14 protein-coding genes are annotated in these 19,305 nt (G+C 28.1%); all 14 read left to right on the forward strand.

Annotation, left to right across the window (positions count from 1 at the left end; genetic code table 11):
* The first annotated feature begins 8 nt into the window (after positions 1-8).
* The 14 genes from QZU90_RS01210 (at position 9) to QZU90_RS01275 (ending at position 19,207) form a co-directional block, all read left to right on the forward strand.
* Positions 9-1,817, forward strand: coding sequence for a TOPRIM nucleotidyl transferase/hydrolase domain-containing protein (locus QZU90_RS01210; RefSeq protein WP_296855033.1), 1,809 nt, complete (start codon positions 9-11; stop codon positions 1,815-1,817).
* Between the two features lie 4 nt (positions 1,818-1,821).
* The gene (locus tag QZU90_RS01215) at positions 1,822-3,684 is read left to right on the forward strand and encodes a site-specific DNA-methyltransferase (protein WP_296855035.1); all 1,863 of its coding nucleotides are present in this window, start codon (positions 1,822-1,824) and stop codon (positions 3,682-3,684) included.
* 10 nt (positions 3,685-3,694) lie between these two features.
* Positions 3,695-4,186, forward strand: a complete 492-nt coding sequence (locus QZU90_RS01220) for a DNA methyltransferase (RefSeq protein WP_296855037.1) — start codon at positions 3,695-3,697, stop codon at positions 4,184-4,186.
* Positions 4,143-5,600, forward strand: a complete 1,458-nt coding sequence (locus QZU90_RS01225) for a site-specific DNA-methyltransferase (protein ID WP_296855038.1) — start codon at positions 4,143-4,145, stop codon at positions 5,598-5,600. Before QZU90_RS01220 ends, QZU90_RS01225 begins: the two co-directional genes overlap by 44 nt.
* A gap of 10 nt (positions 5,601-5,610) precedes the next feature.
* Positions 5,611-7,605, forward strand: coding sequence for a site-specific DNA-methyltransferase (locus QZU90_RS01230; protein WP_296855040.1), 1,995 nt, complete (start codon positions 5,611-5,613; stop codon positions 7,603-7,605).
* Between the two features lie 13 nt (positions 7,606-7,618).
* Complete coding sequence (locus QZU90_RS01235) at positions 7,619-10,651, forward strand: type III restriction-modification system endonuclease (protein ID WP_296855042.1); 3,033 nt, start codon at positions 7,619-7,621, stop codon at positions 10,649-10,651.
* A gap of 34 nt (positions 10,652-10,685) precedes the next feature.
* On the forward strand, positions 10,686-11,555 hold the full coding sequence (locus QZU90_RS01240; RefSeq protein ID WP_296855044.1) for a hypothetical protein: 870 nt from the start codon (positions 10,686-10,688) through the stop codon (positions 11,553-11,555).
* A 50-nt stretch (positions 11,556-11,605) separates the two neighbouring features.
* Positions 11,606-12,178, forward strand: a complete 573-nt coding sequence (locus QZU90_RS01245) for a hypothetical protein (RefSeq protein WP_296855045.1) — start codon at positions 11,606-11,608, stop codon at positions 12,176-12,178.
* An 87-nt stretch (positions 12,179-12,265) separates the two neighbouring features.
* Entirely contained in the window at positions 12,266-15,325 is a 3,060-nt protein-coding gene (locus tag QZU90_RS01250) for a UvrD-helicase domain-containing protein (protein ID WP_296855321.1), read from the forward strand.
* Between the two features lie 18 nt (positions 15,326-15,343).
* Positions 15,344-15,733: a hypothetical protein gene (locus QZU90_RS01255; protein ID WP_296855046.1), complete on the forward strand. Its 390-nt coding sequence runs from the start codon at positions 15,344-15,346 to the stop codon at positions 15,731-15,733.
* 529 nt (positions 15,734-16,262) lie between these two features.
* Positions 16,263-16,622, forward strand: a complete 360-nt coding sequence (locus QZU90_RS01260) for a hypothetical protein (RefSeq protein WP_296855048.1) — start codon at positions 16,263-16,265, stop codon at positions 16,620-16,622.
* Between the two features lie 12 nt (positions 16,623-16,634).
* Entirely contained in the window at positions 16,635-17,042 is a 408-nt protein-coding gene (locus QZU90_RS01265; protein WP_296855050.1) for a hypothetical protein, read from the forward strand.
* Between the two features lie 17 nt (positions 17,043-17,059).
* A complete protein-coding gene (locus tag QZU90_RS01270) occupies positions 17,060-17,434 on the forward strand; it encodes a hypothetical protein (protein WP_296855052.1) in 375 nt (124 codons plus the stop codon).
* 66 nt (positions 17,435-17,500) lie between these two features.
* On the forward strand, positions 17,501-19,207 hold the full coding sequence (locus QZU90_RS01275; RefSeq protein WP_296855054.1) for an ATP-dependent endonuclease: 1,707 nt from the start codon (positions 17,501-17,503) through the stop codon (positions 19,205-19,207).
* Positions 19,208-19,305: the final 98 nt, after the last annotated feature.

A 19,305-nucleotide genomic window follows, 5' to 3' on the forward strand; every position in this document is an offset into this window, starting at 1 on the left:
TGATTAATATGGAAGAAGAATTTCTTAGAGAATATATTGAAAAAGAGATGTATCTTCAGAATCCTCCATTAAAAAAGGATAATTTCCTAAAACTTTGTTATAAGTATGATATTAATTTATCTCGTAAAGAATTAGAATTATATGAGAAAATAGGGATATTTGAACCTATTTTCACAATAAAATATGTTAAACATGAATTTTTAAATGATTTTAATTATTATAATTTCAGTAAAAAAGAAAAGGAGGAATTATTAAGAGCATTAAATGAAAATCGAATATTTGTTCCAAATGACAATAAATTCATTGAATCTGGTAAATTTGAAACTAATGAGGAGGAATATATTAATTATTATTCTAACTTTCAAATAGAACTTATTTATGATATCCATATTCGTTTCAAATATCCTCGAAATATTTTATTAAAAGAAGATACGGAAGCTATAGAGAACTATAAAAATCATTCTATTAAATTATTAAGAGATACTTATTTGGGAGATACTAAATGGTTAACCTTTTTGTTAAGTATTTCTCGTTTATATTATCCTCGTTCCCATCATGATTTTAAAATATTTAAATTAAATAGCGAAGATGAATCTTGGTATCATGATAGAAATAAATTTAGTACAGTTGATTTTTTAAGAAAATATTCTTATAATTATGAGCATATTAGACATAGAATGAATTTATATCTTGATAAATTTAGAGATTTAATGGGTATAAAAATTTATGATGAAGAATGGTTTCTTTTTTATGAATATTTGAATAGGGATTATAAGTTAAAATTAGAAAAAACAACTGGGTTAGCCTATTATTTCTTTTCATTGGCATTAATGTTAAAATTTTTCTTAGAAGATTATTTCATAGAAACTTCTCAAGAGATTGATTATAATAGATATGCTTTATTTAACAAGGAAAATAAATATGATCTTCTTTTTTATTTATCTAATAAATTTAAAATGAATTATCAGCCAAGTTTAATAATCTTTGTTGAAGGAAACAGTGAAGTAAAATTATTAAATAAATTATTTAAATGGTATTTTGGTTATTTCCCTGAAGAAAAAGGAATTGATATAATTAGTTTTGATGGTGTGACTAAACTAATTTCTACTTATGAAGATGCAAATAAATTAAAAGAATTAATTATTAAAATTAGAAAAAATACTCATGGTAAAAATTCAGGGTTAAATGATGATGAGTATGATGATTTATCTCAAATAATTGATAATTTAGAGGATTTGGATATTTTAGTTTCTAATTGGTCATCATTTATTAGTTATAACCTTTCAAAATGGTATATTGTTCCATTTTTTGTTTCTGATGATGAAGGAGACGTATGGAATTTCTTAAATTCTAAAAAGATTATACACTTTAAAGATAAAAAATATGATGTTCCTGAAAAATGGTATTATATTTGGGGAAAAAGTAACCATTATCTTCCATTTAAAGGAAAAGACATTGAATTGGCAAATTTTTCAGATTTAGAAATTTCAAATGTTTTAAAAGAATTAATTGATGATAATATTTCCGTATCAGATATTACAGCAATAAGAAATAGTGAGAATGGTATAAACCAAATTCAAAATTCAAGATTTAAAAAAGATATTAAACAAAAAAAAGTTGAAATTTTAATGACTTTAGCTGATAATTTAATTAAAAAATATGAAAAAACAGGAGATAGTACATTATTTCAAAGACCAATTTTTGGTTTATTGGATCAAATCGATGATTTAAATTATTTTAAGAATAATCCTCTTGATAAACAACATAAAGAATTATTTGATAAAACATTAAAAGATATATTAGAAGGTAATGGGTGAAATTATGGATGAAATTAAATTGAATGGAGAAAGTTTAGATATTGTATCTGATAATGTGTCTAAACTTAAAGAGATTTTTCCAGAAGTGATTACAGAGGATAAAATAGATTTTGATAAGCTTAAATTGATTTTAGGTAGTGATATTGATACAGATAGTGAGAGGTATAGTTTTACTTGGCCAGGAAAGACTCAAGCTATTAAGGAGTCTCAGAAACAGTCTACTGGTACTTTAAGGCCTTGTAAGGAAGAATCCAAAAATTGGGATACAACTAAAAATTTATATATAGAAGGGGATAATCTAGAGGTTCTTAAATTACTTCAAAAGGGTTATTATAATAAGATTAAGGCTATTTATATTGATCCTCCTTATAATACCGGTAATGATTTTATTTATTCTGACGATTATTCGGATAATATAGAAAATTATTTACAGATTACTGGTCAAAAAATAGGGGAAAAAAGAATTTCAACAAATACTGATTCAGATGGTCGTTTTCATAGTAATTGGTTAAATATGATGTATCCTCGTTTAAAATTAGCTAGAAATCTCTTAACTGATGATGGGGCTATTTTTATAAGTATTGATGAAAAGGAATCTGATAAACTAAAAAAAATTTGTGATGAAATTTTTGGTGAGGAAAATTTTAGGAATCAGATTCTTGTAAGAAGAAGAGTAAAAAGTTTAAATCTTCAATTTTCAGATAAAGGATTAAATTCATTTAATGTAGGGACTGAATATATTTTTGTTTATTCAAAAACACCAGAGTTTCTATTCAACCCTTTAAGGATGAAAAAGAAAAATGCTTCAAATAAAGGGAAATGGAATGTATTTTGGAGTAATGCAGATAGACCGACTATGAGGTATGAACTTCTTGGATTCACTCCATCAACAGGACAATGGAGATGGTCTAAAGAATTAGCTTATGAAGCTGTTGAAAATTATAAAAAATTTGAAAACGAATTTTCTAATAAAATGAGTTTGGAAGAATATTGGATAAGCACTGGTAGAAAACTTAAATTCATCCGACGTTTACCTAATAAACACGGTAAAAATGGAGGTGTTCAATATTGGGTGGGTCCTTCTGATACTTCTTTAAGGACAAGTAATTGGACAGATATAGAAGTTTCTCAAATTGCTAAAGATTATGATTTACCTTTTGAAAATCCAAAAAATGTTGATTTAATTAAAACAGTGATTTCTGCATTTAGTGGTAATTCTTTCACTGTTTTAGATTTCTTTTCAGGATCTGCGACTACAGCTGATGCTGTTTTTAGACTAAACTTAGAAGATAATGGTAATCGTAATTTTATTATGATTCAATTACCTCAAAACACATCAGATAATTCTGATGCTAGAAAAATGGGTTTTAATACCATTTGTGATGTTGGTAAAGAGAGAATTAGATTGGCTGGTAAAAGAATTGTGGACGAGAACTGTGATGAAGAAAGAGTAGATACTGGATTTAAAGTATTTAAATTAGATTCAAGTAATTTTAAAAAATGGGCTCCTGACTATGAAAATCTTGAAAAAACTTTAGATGATTTCGCAGATAATATTAATGAAGTAGATAGAACTTCAGAAGACTTAATTTATGAAATCATGCTTAAATATGGTATTGATTTGACTTTACCAATAGAAGAATACGATGCAGGTGAAAATAAGATATATTCAATTGGATTTGGTGCTTTATTAATCTGTCTAGATAATAAAATAACCAAAGACATAACTGATTCAATTATAGAGTTAGCTTCAGAAGATGTAAGTAGAGTTGTCTTTAAGGATAATGGATTTGCTTCTGATGCTGATAAAACTAATATTAAAGAAACTTTAAGAACACATGATATAGATGAATTTATAACTATTTAGGTTGGATTATATGAAAGAAACCACATTAACTGGAGAAAGTAAGGATATTCTTAATGAAAATATTGAAACTTTAAAAGAATTGTTTCCTGAGATAGTTTCTGAGGATAAAATTGATTTTGATAAATTCAAAACAATTTTTGGTGGAGAAATTGATGATTCAAGTGAAAGATATTCTTTTACTTGGCCAGGTAAGACTCAAGCTATTAAAGAGTCTCAAAAACAATCTAATGGAACTTTAAGACCTTGTAAAGAAGAATCTAAAAATTGGGACACAACTAATAATCTTTATATTGAAGGAGACAATTTAGAAGTTCTTAAATTACTTCAAAAAGGTTACTATAATAAGGTTAAAGCTATTTATATAGATCCTCCTTATAATACAGGTAAAGATTTTATTTATACAGATAATTATAAAGATAATTTAGAAAATTACTTAAAAATTTCCGGACAAGTGGGTGATGAGGGTAATCCTACACACACACACACACACACACACCGTTAAATTAAGTTCAAATACTGAAACTAGTGGCCGTTACCATAGTTCTTGGTTATGTATGATGTATCCTAGACTTAAATTAGCTAGGAATTTATTAAGGGATGATGGAATTATTTTTATTAATATTGATGATAATGAAGTTGAAAATCTAAATAAAATTTGTGATGAAATTTTTGGAGAAGAAAATTTTGTTGCAAAATTAGTTTGGACTAATAAAGAAGGAGGAGGCAGTTCAGATTCTAAATTATTTAAGATAAAACATGAATATATTTTAGTTTACTCAAAAAACATTAGTTTAATAGAAATTAAGGGAATTCCTGTACATGATGTTGAAAGATATTCTGGGAAAGATGAATATTTTGAGACAAGAGGTCCATTTCAACTTATTAAATTAGATAGTGCTAGTTTAACATATTCTGATTCACTAAATTATCCTTTAGAATGTCCTGATGGAACTTTTGTTTATCCTAGCAATAGTAAGGAAACAAAGAGTATTTGGAGATGGAGCCCTAAGAAAGTTAAATGGGGTATAGAAAATGGATATGTTGAATTTAAAAAGAAGAATAATATTTGGAATGTTTACACAAAACAGTATTTGAATGCAGATAATGAGGGAAATATTATTTCTAGAACGAATAGGCCTGTAGGTATAATTGATCAATATTCTAGTACAAAATCATCAAAATATTTACAGCAATTATTTGGTAATAAGATATTTGATTATTCAAAGCCATATGAATTAATAAAATATTTGATGGAACTCTCTATTACAGAAAATTCTATAATTTTAGATTTCTTTTCTGGTTCTTCAACTACAGCAGAATCATTATTGGGATTTAATAATGAAAATTCTACTAAAAATAATTTTATAATGGTTCAATTGCCAGAATTTATTAAAGAAAATTCAAATGCATATAAAGAAGGTTATAAGAATATTTGTGAAATAGGCAAAGAACGTATAAGAAGAGCAGGAGACAAAATAATCCAAGAATCAGGAAACAAGAACCTTGATATCGGATTCAAGGTATTCAAATTAGACTCATCTAATCTAGAAAAATGGGATCCTGATTATGACAACTTAGAACAATCATTATTGGTTTCACAAGACAATATTAAACCAGATAGGACTCAAGAAGACTTAATATATGAAATCATGCTCAAATATGGTATTGATTTAACATTACCAATAGAAGAATACGATACAGGTGAAAATAAAATATATTCAATAGGATTTGGTGCTTTATTAATCTGTCTAGATAATAAAATAACCAAAGACATAACTGATTCCATTATAGAATTGGCTTCAGAGGATGTAAGTCGTGTTGTCTTTAAGGATAATGGATTTGCTTCTGATGCAGATAAAACCAATATAAAAGAAACATTACGAACTCATAATATTGATGAATTTATAACTATATAGGTGAAAACATATGTTAGAAACAAAGTTAGATGGTAGAAGTAAAGATATCTTAAATGCAAATATTGAAACTTTAAAAGAATTATTTCCTGAAATAGTTTCTGAGTATAAAATTGATTTTGTTAAGTTTAAAACAATTTTTGGTGGAGAAGTAGATGATTCAAGTGAAAGATATTCCTTCAATTGGCCGGGTAAGACTCAAGCTATTAAAGAATCTCAAAAACAATCCACAGGAACTTTAAGACCATATAAAGAAGAGTCTAAAAATTGGGACACTACAAGAAATTTATATATTGAAGGTGATAATTTAGAAGTTCTTAAATTACTTCAAAAAGGTCACTATAATAAAATTAAAGCTATTTATATAGATCCTCCTTATAATACTGGAAAAGATTTTGTTTATTCAGATAATTTTAAAGATAATTTACATAATTATTTAGAAAGCACAGGTCAATTAATCAATTTAGGAGAGAGAGAGAGAGAGAGCAATGGCATTAAATTAACAACTAATACAGAAACTAATGGTCGTTTTCATAGTAATTGGCTAAATATGATATGGTCTCGTATTAAATTAGCTAGAAACTTATTAACTGAAGACGGAATAATTTTTATAAGTATCGATGATAACGAGGTTGATAACTTAAGGAAAATTTGTGATGAAATCTTTGGTGAAGAAAATTTTATGGCACAAATTGTTGTAGAAGGCACTCCAAAAAATGATCCTTATATTGTGTCTACTGCTCATGAATATTGTTTAGTGTATGTAAAAAATTTAAATAATGCTAAATTAGCAAATTATGGTATTAAAAATCCGTTATATGCACAAATTAATAATATTTTTCGGTCAAATAGAAATGATTTTGATAAAATTGAATCTGAATTAAAAGAATTCTATAGGAAAAATGATTTAATTGGAGATAATATTTCTAACTATAAATTTGCAGATAAAAATGGGGTTTTTAGGACTGGGCCTATTGATGATCCTCAAAATAGTGGGCCTCAAGATGATAGGATAAACCCATTTACTAATACTCCTTGTATTACTCCTAGAAGAGGATGGAGTTGTAGTTTAGAAACATGGAATAAATGGATTGAAGAAGATTTAATTTTATTCCCTAAAGATAATTCCAAGATTCCTGCAAAAAAGACATATATTGCTGATGACAGGCTTGATGTTATGAAAGCTTACGTTAAGATGCAAACTCGTAAAGATACTGATGCATTAAAAAAATTATTTGGGATGAATATTACTCCATTTTCAAATCCTAAACCCAAAGCTTTGATTAAGAAGTTTATTGAAAATTGTAATGATACGGATTGTAAAGTTTTAGATTTCTTTTCAGGTTCTGCCACAACGGCAGAAGCTGTAATTGAATTAAATAGTGAAGATGGTGGAAATAGGAATTTCATTTTAGTACAAATTCCTGAAGAAATTTCAGTGGAATCTTCCCAATCTGCAAAAGAGAAAAAAATATCTAAAGCTGTGATGGATTTTTTAGAAAAAGAAAATAAGGATTTAACTATATGTGAAATAGGAAAAGAACGTATAAGAAGAGCTGGAGACAAAATAGTTCAAGAATCTGGAAATAAAAACCTTGACATAGGATTTAAAGTATTCAAATTAGACTCTTCCAATTTAGAAAAATGGGACCCCGACTATGACAATTTAGAACAAACATTATTAGTCTCTCAAGACAATATTAAACCAGATAGAACTCAAGAAGACTTAATATATGAAATCATGCTCAAATATGGTATTGATTTGACTTTACCAATAGAAGAATACGATGTAGGTGAAAATAAGATATATTCAATAGGATTTGGTTCTTTATTAATCTGTTTAGACAATAAAATAACCAAAGAAATTAGCCAATCTATAATTGAATTAGCATCAGAAGATGTAAGCAGAGTTGTCTTCAAGGATAACGGCTTTGCATCAGATGCAGATAAAACAAACATAAAAGAAACTTTAAGAAGTAATAATATTGATGAATTTATAACAATATAAATAGGGTGTGGAAATGAAGCTTAAATTTGATTCTAACCTTAACTACCAAACTGAAGCTGTAAAAGCAGTTACAGACTTGTTTGATGGTCAATCATCCATGATGTCCTATTTCAGCATAAATGGACAAACCGGATTTGACTATCTCCAATTTCAAGATGGTGAATATAAACAGGAGTCTCAACAGTTTGGTCAAGGTGTAGGAAATAGACTAACAATAAGTAAACATGATATATTAGATAATCTTAGGGATGTGCAAACTTTTCATAAATTAGCTCCGAGTGAATCATTGAACAATCTAGATTTCAATATAGAAATGGAAACAGGTACAGGAAAGACCTATGTTTACCTAAAAACCATCTTTGAACTAAATAAGAAATATGGATTCACTAAATTCATTATAGTGGTTCCAAGCATTGCTATCAAAGAGGGAGTATACAAAACAATCCAAATCACTCAAGATCACTTTAAAGGACTTTATGATAATGTAATCTATGATTATTTTGTATATGACAGCAGCAAGCTTGAACAGGTCAGAAACTTTGCTGTAAGCTCCAATATTGAAATAATGATCATAAACATTGATGCATTCAATAAGAGCTTTACCAAAGGTAGCTTAGACAGCACTAAGAAAACAAATAACAGCAACATCATTCACAGAGCTCAAGACAAACTCAGTGGTTATAAGCCAATAGATTTAATTGCAGAAACCAATCCTATTGTAATCATTGATGAACCACAATCAGTTATGGGTGGAAAAGGTGAAGAGGCTGTAGAACACTTAAATCCTCTATGCACTCTCAGATACTCTGCTACACATAAGGAAATACAAAATCTTATATACAAGCTTGATGCAGTGGATGCATATGAAATGGATTTAGTTAAAGGAATAGAAGTGGCAAGCTTTGAATCCGTTGATTATCACAATAAGGCTTATTTGAAACTTATTTCCACAACTTCTGATAAAAATGGAATAAGAGCAAAAATAGAAGTGGATGCTAAGGTAAATGGTACAATTAAAAGGAAAGTCATCACCGTAAAGCAAGGAACAGACTTATCTGAAAAAAAGGTAACTGACAGGGATATTTATACAGGATACACAGTTGATGAAATATTTTGTGGTGAAGGAAATGAATATGTTTCATTCACTCAGAAACCAGAAATTTTAAGAATAGGAGTTCCTGTAGGTGAATTGGATGATTTGGCAATCAAGCGTGCTCAAATAAGAAAAACTATAGAAGAGCATTTGGACAAAGAAATTGAATTGAACCGTAAAGGAATAAAAGTATTAAGTCTTTTCTTCATTGATAAGGTATCTAATTACAGATTATATGATGAAGAGGGCAATTATCATAATGGAATCTATGCAGATATCTTTGAAGAGGAATATAAAAAGATTATTCAAAAGCCAAAATATTCTACTTTATACAATTATGAAGAATTGAAAAACTCTGCTTCTGAAGTCCATAACGGTTATTTCTCTATGGATAAGAAAGGAGCAAGAGAATATAAGCAAAAGAAAAGTGGAGAATTCACATTAACCAAAGCGGATGATGACACATTCAACTTAATCATGAAAGATAAGGAAAAATTATTAAGCTTTGATTCCAAACTCAGATTCATATTCTCTCATTCTGCTTTAAGGGAAGGATGGGACAATCCTAATGTTTTCCAAATCTGTACACTTAATGAAACAACTTCAAATATGAAAAAACGTCAGGAAATCGGAAGAGGATTAAGATTATGTGTTAATCAAGATGGAGAACGTATCCATGACAAATCCACTAACATTTTAACTGTCATGGCCAATGAAAGCTATGATTCATTTGCAAAGTCCTTGCAGTCTGAAATGGAAGAGGAAACTGGAATCAAGTTTGGTGTTATTGAAAAATACACATTTGCATTTATCACTATGGAGAACAAAAAAGGTGAAGTAAAACCTATAGGCCAACAAGGTTCACTTGAAATCTTCAACCATTTTAAAAAGATGAACTATATAAATGGAAAAGGTAAGGTTCAAGATGCTTTAAAGGTAGCTGTATTGAAGGAAAATGTTTCAGTGCCTGAAAGATTCGAATCCATTAAAGAACATATAGTTCAAGTCACAACAAAACATACAAAAAGTCTACCTATTAAGAATGCAAACAAAAAACGAAAGGTCAAAGTCAATAAACAAGTTCTCTTATCAGAAGACTTTAAGGAATTTTGGGATAAGATCAAGCATAAGACAACCTATTCAGTTGACTTTGATACTGATGAACTTATTGAAAAATGCAGTGAAGCTTTAAGTGAGGAATTGAATGTTCATTCTCCTAAGCTCATCTACACTAAATCTGGTCTTGTGATAGATGCAGCAGGAGTAAGTGTTGATGAAAATGGTAAAATTCCTCCATCTGTAGTTTATACTCATGAAGAAGAAGTTGCACTTCCTGACATAATCACTTTCTTACAGAATGAGACTTATTTAACTAGAAAAACTATTGTAAAAGTTTTAATTGAAAGTGGAACCATTGAGCAATTCAAGAAAAATCCTCAAGAATATATGGAAGAGACTCTTAAGATCATTAAAAGAGAAATGAATCATATGTTGCTTGATGGTATTAAATACACCCAATTAGAGGATTATTATGCTCAGGAACTATTTGAGGAAGAGGAACTTTATGGATACTTGGAGAGAAATCTAATTGAATCTAAACATTCTGTCTATGATCATATAGTTTATGACAGTGAAGTAGAGAAAAACTTTGCAGAAAGTTTAGAGAAAGATCCTGAAGTTATTTTATATGCTAAACTTCCTGGTTGGTTTAAGATTAATACTCCACTTGGAGGATATAATCCTGACTGGGCTATTCTTCTTAGAGATAATGAAGATGGTAGAAAGAAAATGTACTTTGTCTTAGAAACCAAAGGAAACATTGACTCTGATTCTTTAAGACCAAGTGAATTGGCTAAAATCAGATGTGGTAAAAAGCATTTTAAAGCGCTTGATAGTGGTGTAGAGTTTACTGCAGCTGATAGTTATGATAAATTTAAGACAAGTGCAAAGTAGGTTTTTCACATAATCTATTCAATTGGTGGTTATTTTGGATATAAGTTTTAGAATAATGGAACATTTATATTATGATGAGAAAATATTGGGTCATTTATCTAATATGGGGTTTATGGAATATTCTAATGAAAATGAGTATGTTAGACATTTCTTGAAATTAGAGAGTATTACTTTAACGGTTTATGAAAAAAAGTTAGTTTTCCAGTCTGATTCAAGTAAATTCTCTTTTAATATATTGGATAATATAAATAATTTAGATTACTTATATTTAGATGATAAGAATAATAAAAAATTTATTGAATTGAAAAAACAATTTGAAACATTTGCAGATCATAATTCTTTAATTTGTGATAAATGTGATGGGATATCTAATTTTTTAATAAATCTTGATATTCAAAACAATGAAATTAATTTCAAATTTAATGATTGTAATCATATAGCTGATGTTAACACTCCATTTTATATGATAAATAATAGAATTTTACCAGATTTAAGTGTTTTACATTCTAGGATTTTATCTAAACTTATTTATTTAGGATTCTTTAGGGGTTTTGAAATTGTAATACCTACATTTATTTTAGATGTTTCTGACAGATTAACAAAAAAAGAAGCAAAAAAAGGTATACAAACGGAAATAAATCTTTTGAAAAGATATGTTAATGATGGTTTTATAAGAATTTATTCATGCCCTTTTGAGAATGATATTGAAGAGGAGGCAGTATTAGAGCATAAAGAAGATAACATTATTTTAAAATTAGCCCATCGTACTAATTCAATATTATTTACTCAAGATAAAAATTTACAGTCAAAATCTGTTGTTCAGAATAGGCCTACAATTTTTTATGATACAAAATATGATAAAAATATTAAACAATTAATTAATGAAAAGATGGTATCCGATTAAAAAATAGTCAAAATTATACTTCCTTAATTATAAGAAATTTGGTGTAAATTATGACAGAAATTCCAAAACCTTCAAAAGAAGAAGTGGATAAATACATAGAAAAATGGAAAACATTAGAAAACTATGTAAATCAAGAAAATAGTTTAAATAAGTTATTTTTAGATTTACTTCCGGAAAATAAAGAAATAGATGATATTCTAATTAAATGTAGCACCTTAAATGATTTTTACAGTACAAACATCTTTTCCATATTTCCAGTAGCAAAACACATACATGAACTGAATATTGATGAAAGACTAGAAAGTGGAGACTTAAGTTTAGTAGAAGATATTGCATATGTTGAAGAACTAGACAAGAGATTTTATTCTTTTGCAAGCAAGTATTGTTCTCATCATAAACCAAATGATTATCCAATATTTGATAATTATGTTTCAAGAGTATTAATGCATTTTAAAAAGAATGATAAGTTTGCTAAATTTAAAATGGATGATTTAAGAGATTATATTAGATTTAATGAAGTTTTAGATGAGTTTGCTAAATTCTATAATTTAGAAGAATTTACAAGAAAGGAGTTGGATATGTACCTATGGCAATTAGGGAAAGAATTCTTTGCTCGATTCTAAATTATTTTAAGCCTAAGAAATATTTAATATTTAAAAAACAAATAATATTATATCATATTTAAAGGTGATACAATTTCTCATGATTATATCCAAGATGAACTAAAATTATATAAATCCTTTTTTGATTCATTAAATCTAAATAAAAAGCAAAGAGAAGCTGTAGTAACAGATGAAAACTGTCTCCAAATTATTGCTGGAGCAGGTACAGGTAAAACAAGAACTCTCATTGCAAAAGTTAAATATTTAATAGAAGTTAAAGGAGTGGATCCTTCTAAAATATTATGCTTATCTTTTTCTAACAAGTCTGTAAAAGACCTTAGTCGTAGATTAAAACTTCAAGGGATTCCTATATCTGCATATGAAGAAACAGATAAAGTAAGGGTTTCCACCTTTCACAGTTTTGGAAAAAGTTTCCTTAAAGAAGATTTTAATTGGGGAAAACTAAATTATACTTTCCAAAACTTTATTAGAAATAGAATTTTAGATGATTTTCATACTTATGAAGATTTTAGACGCATTTTTTACATAGCTTTTAATCATAAGCCAAGTTTACCACCTTATGATCCATCAGATATTGGAGAAAAACGTAAATTCAGCGATAATCATGATGGGAGAATTGGAGCATTTTTAAAGGGTTCTATTGTAAATAGTGTTGAGGACTTTGAAATAGCTAATTTTTTAGCTCTTCATAATATTGAATATGTTTATATGAAAGAGTATTACTCATTGTATAAAAATGAGAAAAACCTCAAATTCGACTTTTATTTGCCTGAATACGATATTTATATAGAAGATATAAGATATAATGAGAAAAATAATCCGGATTGGCTTAAAAGTCAAGAAAAGAGAGCACTTTATATTGATCAAATAAATTTTAAATTATCATTATTTAATTATGAGTTAGATGATGTCGTTGATGATAAAATACCTATTCTTAAGGATAACTATGGCTCAAAATTGATTCTAGTTAACTCTTATTTAATGGATGATAGGGACTATTTAGATGATTTAAAAGATAAATTAATTAATTGTGGTGTACAATTAAATAAAATGTCCGATGAAGAATTAATTGATTATTTATATCATATTCAATTTTTCGAAGATTTATGGAAAGTAACTTTTTTCTTTAATAATTTTGTTGAATCTGCCAAAGAGAAAAAGTTAACTTCTGAAGATTTAAGGTCATTTGAAGGAAAAAATAAGTCTGAGAACTTATTTTTACCAATTGTATGTGATTATTTTGATTTTTATGTAGATTATCTTGAAGAGAATAATCTTATGGATTTTGCAGATATGGTTATTAAAGCCACCCCATTAATTAAAAATATAGATTATGACTATGTTCTTGTAGATGAGTATCAAGACATTTCTGGGGCTCGTTTTGAGTTATTAGAAAAAATATTGGAAGAAACCGGAGCTAAACTTGTTGTTGTTGGCGATGATTGGCAGTCAATTTATGGATTTACAGGTTGTGAAGTAAAATATTTTTCTAATTTTGAAGATTATTTCGAGGATTTTACAGAAATATATTTAGATGATACTTACAGAGCTTCAAATCAATTAATAACTGCTGCAGGGAATTTTATTGATGATGATTATTTAATTTCAAAGAATTTGCAGTCTGAAAAAAGTTTAAAGAAACCTATTGAGTTAAGATTATATTCGGGTAAAGATAAGCGAGAAAAAGAGTTAAATGAAGATTTATTAGTCTATGAAATTATTGAAGAACTATCAAAAGAGAATTATGCAGAGGTAATGATTTTATCTCGTTATAATGACCATTTGGAATCTTTAAAAGAAAAATTAGATGATTTATATATCGATCTTAGATTTGATATTGATGTTAAATATAACACTTTCCACACAGCAAAAGGTTTAGAAGCGGAAAATGTAATTATATTAGATGTTAATCTCATAAATGGTGGGAAAGGGATTCCAAGTAAAGTCACTACTAACGGTTTTATGCGTTTTGTTAGTTTTAATAATGATGAAGAAAAGCAATATGAAGAGGAAAGAAGATTATTTTATGTAGCTTTAACTAGAACAAAAAATAAAGTATTCTTATGTGCTGAAGAGGGGAAAGAATCTCCTTTCATTGATGAACTTGATGGAAATGCTGTAACTGTTAAGACATTTGAACCTTCACTAGGTTTTAATCCATTTTATACAAATAGAAAGATTCTTGCAGAAAATTGGGAAAATCGTGAACTTATTGGAGAAAGCGGATTAAAATGTCCTAAATGTAAAACAGGCCATCTTAATTTATATTCTATTAATGGTTTAAAATATGTGGCATGTTCAAGATTTGAAGAATGTAAATTATTCATTGATGAAAAAATAGTCTCAGATAGTGTAATTGATACTATTGAAAAATGCCAAAATTGTAAAAATGGAATTATTTTCACTAATCATGAAGGAAATAGAGTATGCTCATATAAGAGATGCAAATCTAATAAAAATAAGCCTAAGAAGAAAAAAGTTAAAATTAAATCTGGTTTGTTTGATGATGAATTTGATTTAGATTTAGATAGTGATGATTCATCTAAAAAAAGAAACGATAATGGTAAAATCATCACCACAGAAGAAAATGAAATTAATAAAGATTCTAAATTAGACAATAAATCAAAATCAGTTTCTGATGAAAGAAAAAAAGAATTTTTACAACATCAAAAGATTTACGAGTCAGAAAAAGCAAAAATTGAAAATGAAAGATTGGAAAAGGAACGTTTATTACAGTTAGAAAAAGAAAGGCTTGAAGAAGAATTTAAGGAAAAAGAGCGTTTATTGCAGTTAGAAAAAGAAAGGCTTGAAGAAGAATTTAAGGAAAAAGAGCGTTTATTGCAGTTAGAAAAGGAAAAGCTTCAAAAAAATTCTAAAAAAGAAGGAAATAAACAGGAAGATTTGTATTTAAATGAAAAAAATAAATTAAATGCTGCTTATTCCAAAAGAAGAAAAATAAGTAATAAAAAAGTGAAATTTGATAGATTAAAACGTGAGAGGAAAGAACAAACTCGTTTAATCAATAATAAAACCATTAAAAAGGAAAGTAAAATAAAAGATAAAAATAAAAAAATAGATAAAGATAAGTATATTGCAAAACTCAGAACTAGAAATAAACAATTAGGTGCTTTAGATAATAAGAAATAAATTTGTAAAGGTGTTTAAATGCAAGTAGCAATAGCTAAAAACTTAGAAACTAAAGAAATACTGGAACTGGACGACTTGACATTCCAATTCGTCCTATGGCTGAATGAAAACAATTACACCCAACTGGATAGCATATACGCTAAATCCACTCTAAAGACAACTGTAAAGCAGTTCAACGAACTGAACAATCAAATGACATTTCAGGGAGAGGATGAAATGCTGGTTCCTCAAATCAACTACTTTGTAGAGCTGAACACTTGGGTCTGCTTTGGAAAGGAAGAGGATGATGAAGTGAACTTAAGCTTTGAGATATGTGAAGTGGTCTATGACAGCAAGACACATAATGAATCATACAATCCAATTGAACTTACATACCTGATTCCATTCCTGAACTCATTTGAAGAGTGACATATGAAATTAAATATGAGCTGCATTATGTGAGAGGGATCATGAATTCCAAAAAGGCATGTGTTACCAGAAAAAAGCTTTAAAGAGGTGGATGCCATTCATTCAATGACAACTGTGACTATGGTGACATAGACTGCGAACAGGATAATGAATAGTTTTTTACTTTTTTATTCACTTGATGGTAGATTATCAAATTACTATTTTTACTTTTTTTCAATAAACTCAATAAAATAACATATTCGATTAACTAAATCAAATCAATTCAACCAACCATAAATATTATCAACTCTATTTTTAATTAAATTAATGCAAATTTTCTACCTAAAAAACAATCTATTTTTTCATATATAGTAAACTATTTATAAAAATTTAAAGGATTTTTGCACTCTAATTTTAATTTTACAAGTTGACATCAATTTTATAGTCAAATAAAACTATAAGATTTATATATGATTAAATTTAATACTAAATTAAAGGTTTATTGGGTTTTTAATTGAATAATGCATATTAAAAATTAGGGGATGATATGATGAAATTCAATGGAAAAAAATTTTTAGAAGTGGGATATCATTTGGAAAATTTCTCAAAAGAAGAGGAATATCAAAGATCTGCTATTGGACGGTATTATTATGCTGCCTTTTTAATGGCAAGGGATTTTTATGAAAAGAATTTAAATAGAAAATTGCCTAGACATGAAAGTCATAAAAAGCTGATAAAACATTTTAAGAAATCAAAAAGAGAAGAGAAAATTATAATAGGTAAAAAATTGGAAATATTGAGAACTTCAAGAAATGATGCTGACTATATTAATAGGTACATTAATATGGAAGACGTAGAGAAAAGCAGGACTACATCTGAGGAAATAATTGATTCAATAGAAAAATTATGAGGAGTTAAAAAAATGAATGAATCAAAATTAGAGCAAGATCCAGTTGTTAAAAGGTTAAATATTATGGAAATTGATAATGAGTTTAAAATAATAAACCCAATTGATCTTTATGGATTTATAGATAATAAAAAAGGATTCGTTGATTTGATAAATAAAACAAAGGATTTGATAAAAGATTTTTTTCCTGACTCTAAATTGTATCTGGAATATGTGGAAGATTGTGAAGATGAAGAATTGGATTTGGTATATGCCTATATAATTGATAATAATGATTTTAAAGAGAGCAATCGTGAAAAGTTTAATCTTTTGTTTAAAGAATTCATTAAGCTTCATTCTTCATATCCAAAGGCGTTTGAGTTCTTTAATATTGACATTAATTCCAATGAGGAATATTTTAAAAGAAAATTGAATGAACTATGAATTTGGAGTTTTTTTTTATGAATCAAAATAAAGAATTGAAACTTGATTATTCATATGATATCGATGTAGATGCAATGTTTATAAATGTTGTCAATGATTATGTTTATGATAAATCCATAGAATTTGAATTCGGATTAATATTGGATTTTGATACAGAGGGAATACCTGTGGCATTGGAAATGTTGGATATAAGTCAATTATTTGATAGTGATAGGAATTTTTTTAATAAAATTGAAAATATAGAAATGAAAATAAAAATTAATTGTTGCATTTCTTTAGATTTAAAAATATATTTATTAATGGGAAATAAGTTGGTTAAATATGATTTGAATAAAATGGCAGTTAATTATCTAAATTCTCCAAAAAAGACATATTTATATTCATTAAAGTGATAAAATTCTTTTCATTAAAAATTTATATAAAAAGGATAAATATATTCTATTAGGTAGAGTGATATCATGCTTAAATCAATTAAAATCAAAAACTTCAGATCCCTAAAGAACTTCAATATGGAATTCAATCAAGGCTTGAATGTAATAATAGGGGAAAACGATGCAGGAAAGACATCACTCATAGATTCACTTAAGATTCTATTTGGCAAAAAGAAAATAGACATGAACGATTTCAATGAAATGGAAAATCCTGTAACTATAGAGCTTGAAGACAATGACTATACATATTTCATGGAATCAAAAATTAACGAAGATACACTCAATAACACATATAAGATCAAACCATCTCTAGAAAAGAGCAAGGAAATAAAAGAAGAGCTAGAGAGCGATGAATTCAATAGTTTGGATGAAAACGACCAAAAGCAGATTCTAAAGAGATGCTCTTTTACCTTCAACATCACTTACAGGTCTAACTCTAAAGTGGAAACATTAAAGGAAAATATACTAAAAGAGATTGAAAAGGAAGACTTTACAGAAGTCAAATCATTAAATTATCCAATCAACTTCTTGGGAAGCAGGGAATTCGAAAACATAGATTCATTCTTTGAAAACACATTCTTTAAAGAGCTAAAAGAAGATATCTGGGACTATAAAATTGAAGGAAAAACCATCAACCAATACATTGATGAATACATAGAAAACTTCAAGAAAGACCAATTGACTAATGAAAATGCACAGGAACTAAATGCACAATTAAAGGAATTCCTCCCAGACTTCAAGGAAATAAATCCTATTGTAACTAGCGAACCTAAACTTAATCTTAAAATCAATGTTGAACTATTGAATACAAATAACCAACAGATGCTACTTGAAAAGATGGGAGACGGCACCAACAGACGTACCACACTTGCCATTTTCAAGCATAAAAAGGACAAGAATGACCTTGTATATGTATTCGATGAGGTTGAAACCCACTTGCATATCAAGGCCCAATTGGACGTTTTAAGATTATTGAAAGACCTTTCCAAGGAAGGAAAGCAGATTATCATAACCACCCACTCTCCATTCCTGATCAATCAGGTTAACTTGGATGAAATCAAATTGATCAGCCTTGATGCAGAAAGGGGCTCCCAGATATTTGAATTGGACAGCACAACCCAAACACAGATTACGCTTGCAAACCTTGGAATAATGAACATAGACCTCTTCTTCACAAGCAAACTACTCATTGTTGAAGGGGAATCAGAGCTTAAGTTCATTCCAATCATGTATGAGAAGCTCTATGGCTATCCAATCACACAGAACTTCATAAAGATCGTAAAGGCAGACGGCATAAAGGACATACCTAATTTCATCAGAATCATAAAGAACTCATTCTCCAAAACGAATATCTTTGCCCTGATGGACAATGACGCTGATGAGGAGACAAAGGAAAGGCTGAACAAATGGATTGAAAACGGAATGATTGAAAACTCAAACATCTTCGTAATCGGCCAGAAGGAGTTTGAAGACACCTTCCCTGATGAGGTTCTTCGATTGGCATTGTCCAAATACGTAAGCGATATAAGCGGCTATGAAGTGAATATCGACGTTAAGGAAATACAGAAGATAAGAAAATCCAAGAAGTTTTCAAAGTCCTTAGGGGACATATTCTATAATATGACCTATAAGGGATTCAGCAAACCGACATTTGCACAGTATTTGGCTTTATATGCTGAAGAGAAGGACATTGATGATAAGTTCATCAGATTGTTTAAACTGATTTCAGATTAGTTTCTTAATTCTATCTCTTTGGAGATGCCTTTAACTTTTTTTTATTTTTTTCTAATTCTCATACTTTTTTTAAAATTTTTCTCCTTTTAAGTTTACTA

It is taken from the genome of uncultured Methanobrevibacter sp. (genome assembly GCF_902784195.1).
Lineage (GTDB): Archaea > Methanobacteriota > Methanobacteria > Methanobacteriales > Methanobacteriaceae > Methanobrevibacter.

Coding starts and splice junctions, on each gene's coding strand:
- QZU90_RS01210 (WP_296855033.1), top strand. CDS start 9: ATGGAAGAAGAATTTCTTAGAGAATATATTGAAAAAGAGATGTATCTT.
- QZU90_RS01215 (WP_296855035.1), top strand. CDS start 1,822: ATGGATGAAATTAAATTGAATGGAGAAAGTTTAGATATTGTATCTGAT.
- QZU90_RS01220 (WP_296855037.1), top strand. CDS start 3,695: ATGAAAGAAACCACATTAACTGGAGAAAGTAAGGATATTCTTAATGAA.
- QZU90_RS01225 (WP_296855038.1), top strand. CDS start 4,143: ATGAGGGTAATCCTACACACACACACACACACACACACCGTTAAATTA.
- QZU90_RS01230 (WP_296855040.1), top strand. CDS start 5,611: ATGTTAGAAACAAAGTTAGATGGTAGAAGTAAAGATATCTTAAATGCA.
- QZU90_RS01235 (WP_296855042.1), top strand. CDS start 7,619: ATGAAGCTTAAATTTGATTCTAACCTTAACTACCAAACTGAAGCTGTA.
- QZU90_RS01245 (WP_296855045.1), top strand. CDS start 11,606: ATGACAGAAATTCCAAAACCTTCAAAAGAAGAAGTGGATAAATACATA.
- QZU90_RS01255 (WP_296855046.1), top strand. CDS start 15,344: ATGCAAGTAGCAATAGCTAAAAACTTAGAAACTAAAGAAATACTGGAA.
- QZU90_RS01260 (WP_296855048.1), top strand. CDS start 16,263: ATGAAATTCAATGGAAAAAAATTTTTAGAAGTGGGATATCATTTGGAA.
- QZU90_RS01265 (WP_296855050.1), top strand. CDS start 16,635: ATGAATGAATCAAAATTAGAGCAAGATCCAGTTGTTAAAAGGTTAAAT.
- QZU90_RS01270 (WP_296855052.1), top strand. CDS start 17,060: ATGAATCAAAATAAAGAATTGAAACTTGATTATTCATATGATATCGAT.
- QZU90_RS01275 (WP_296855054.1), top strand. CDS start 17,501: ATGCTTAAATCAATTAAAATCAAAAACTTCAGATCCCTAAAGAACTTC.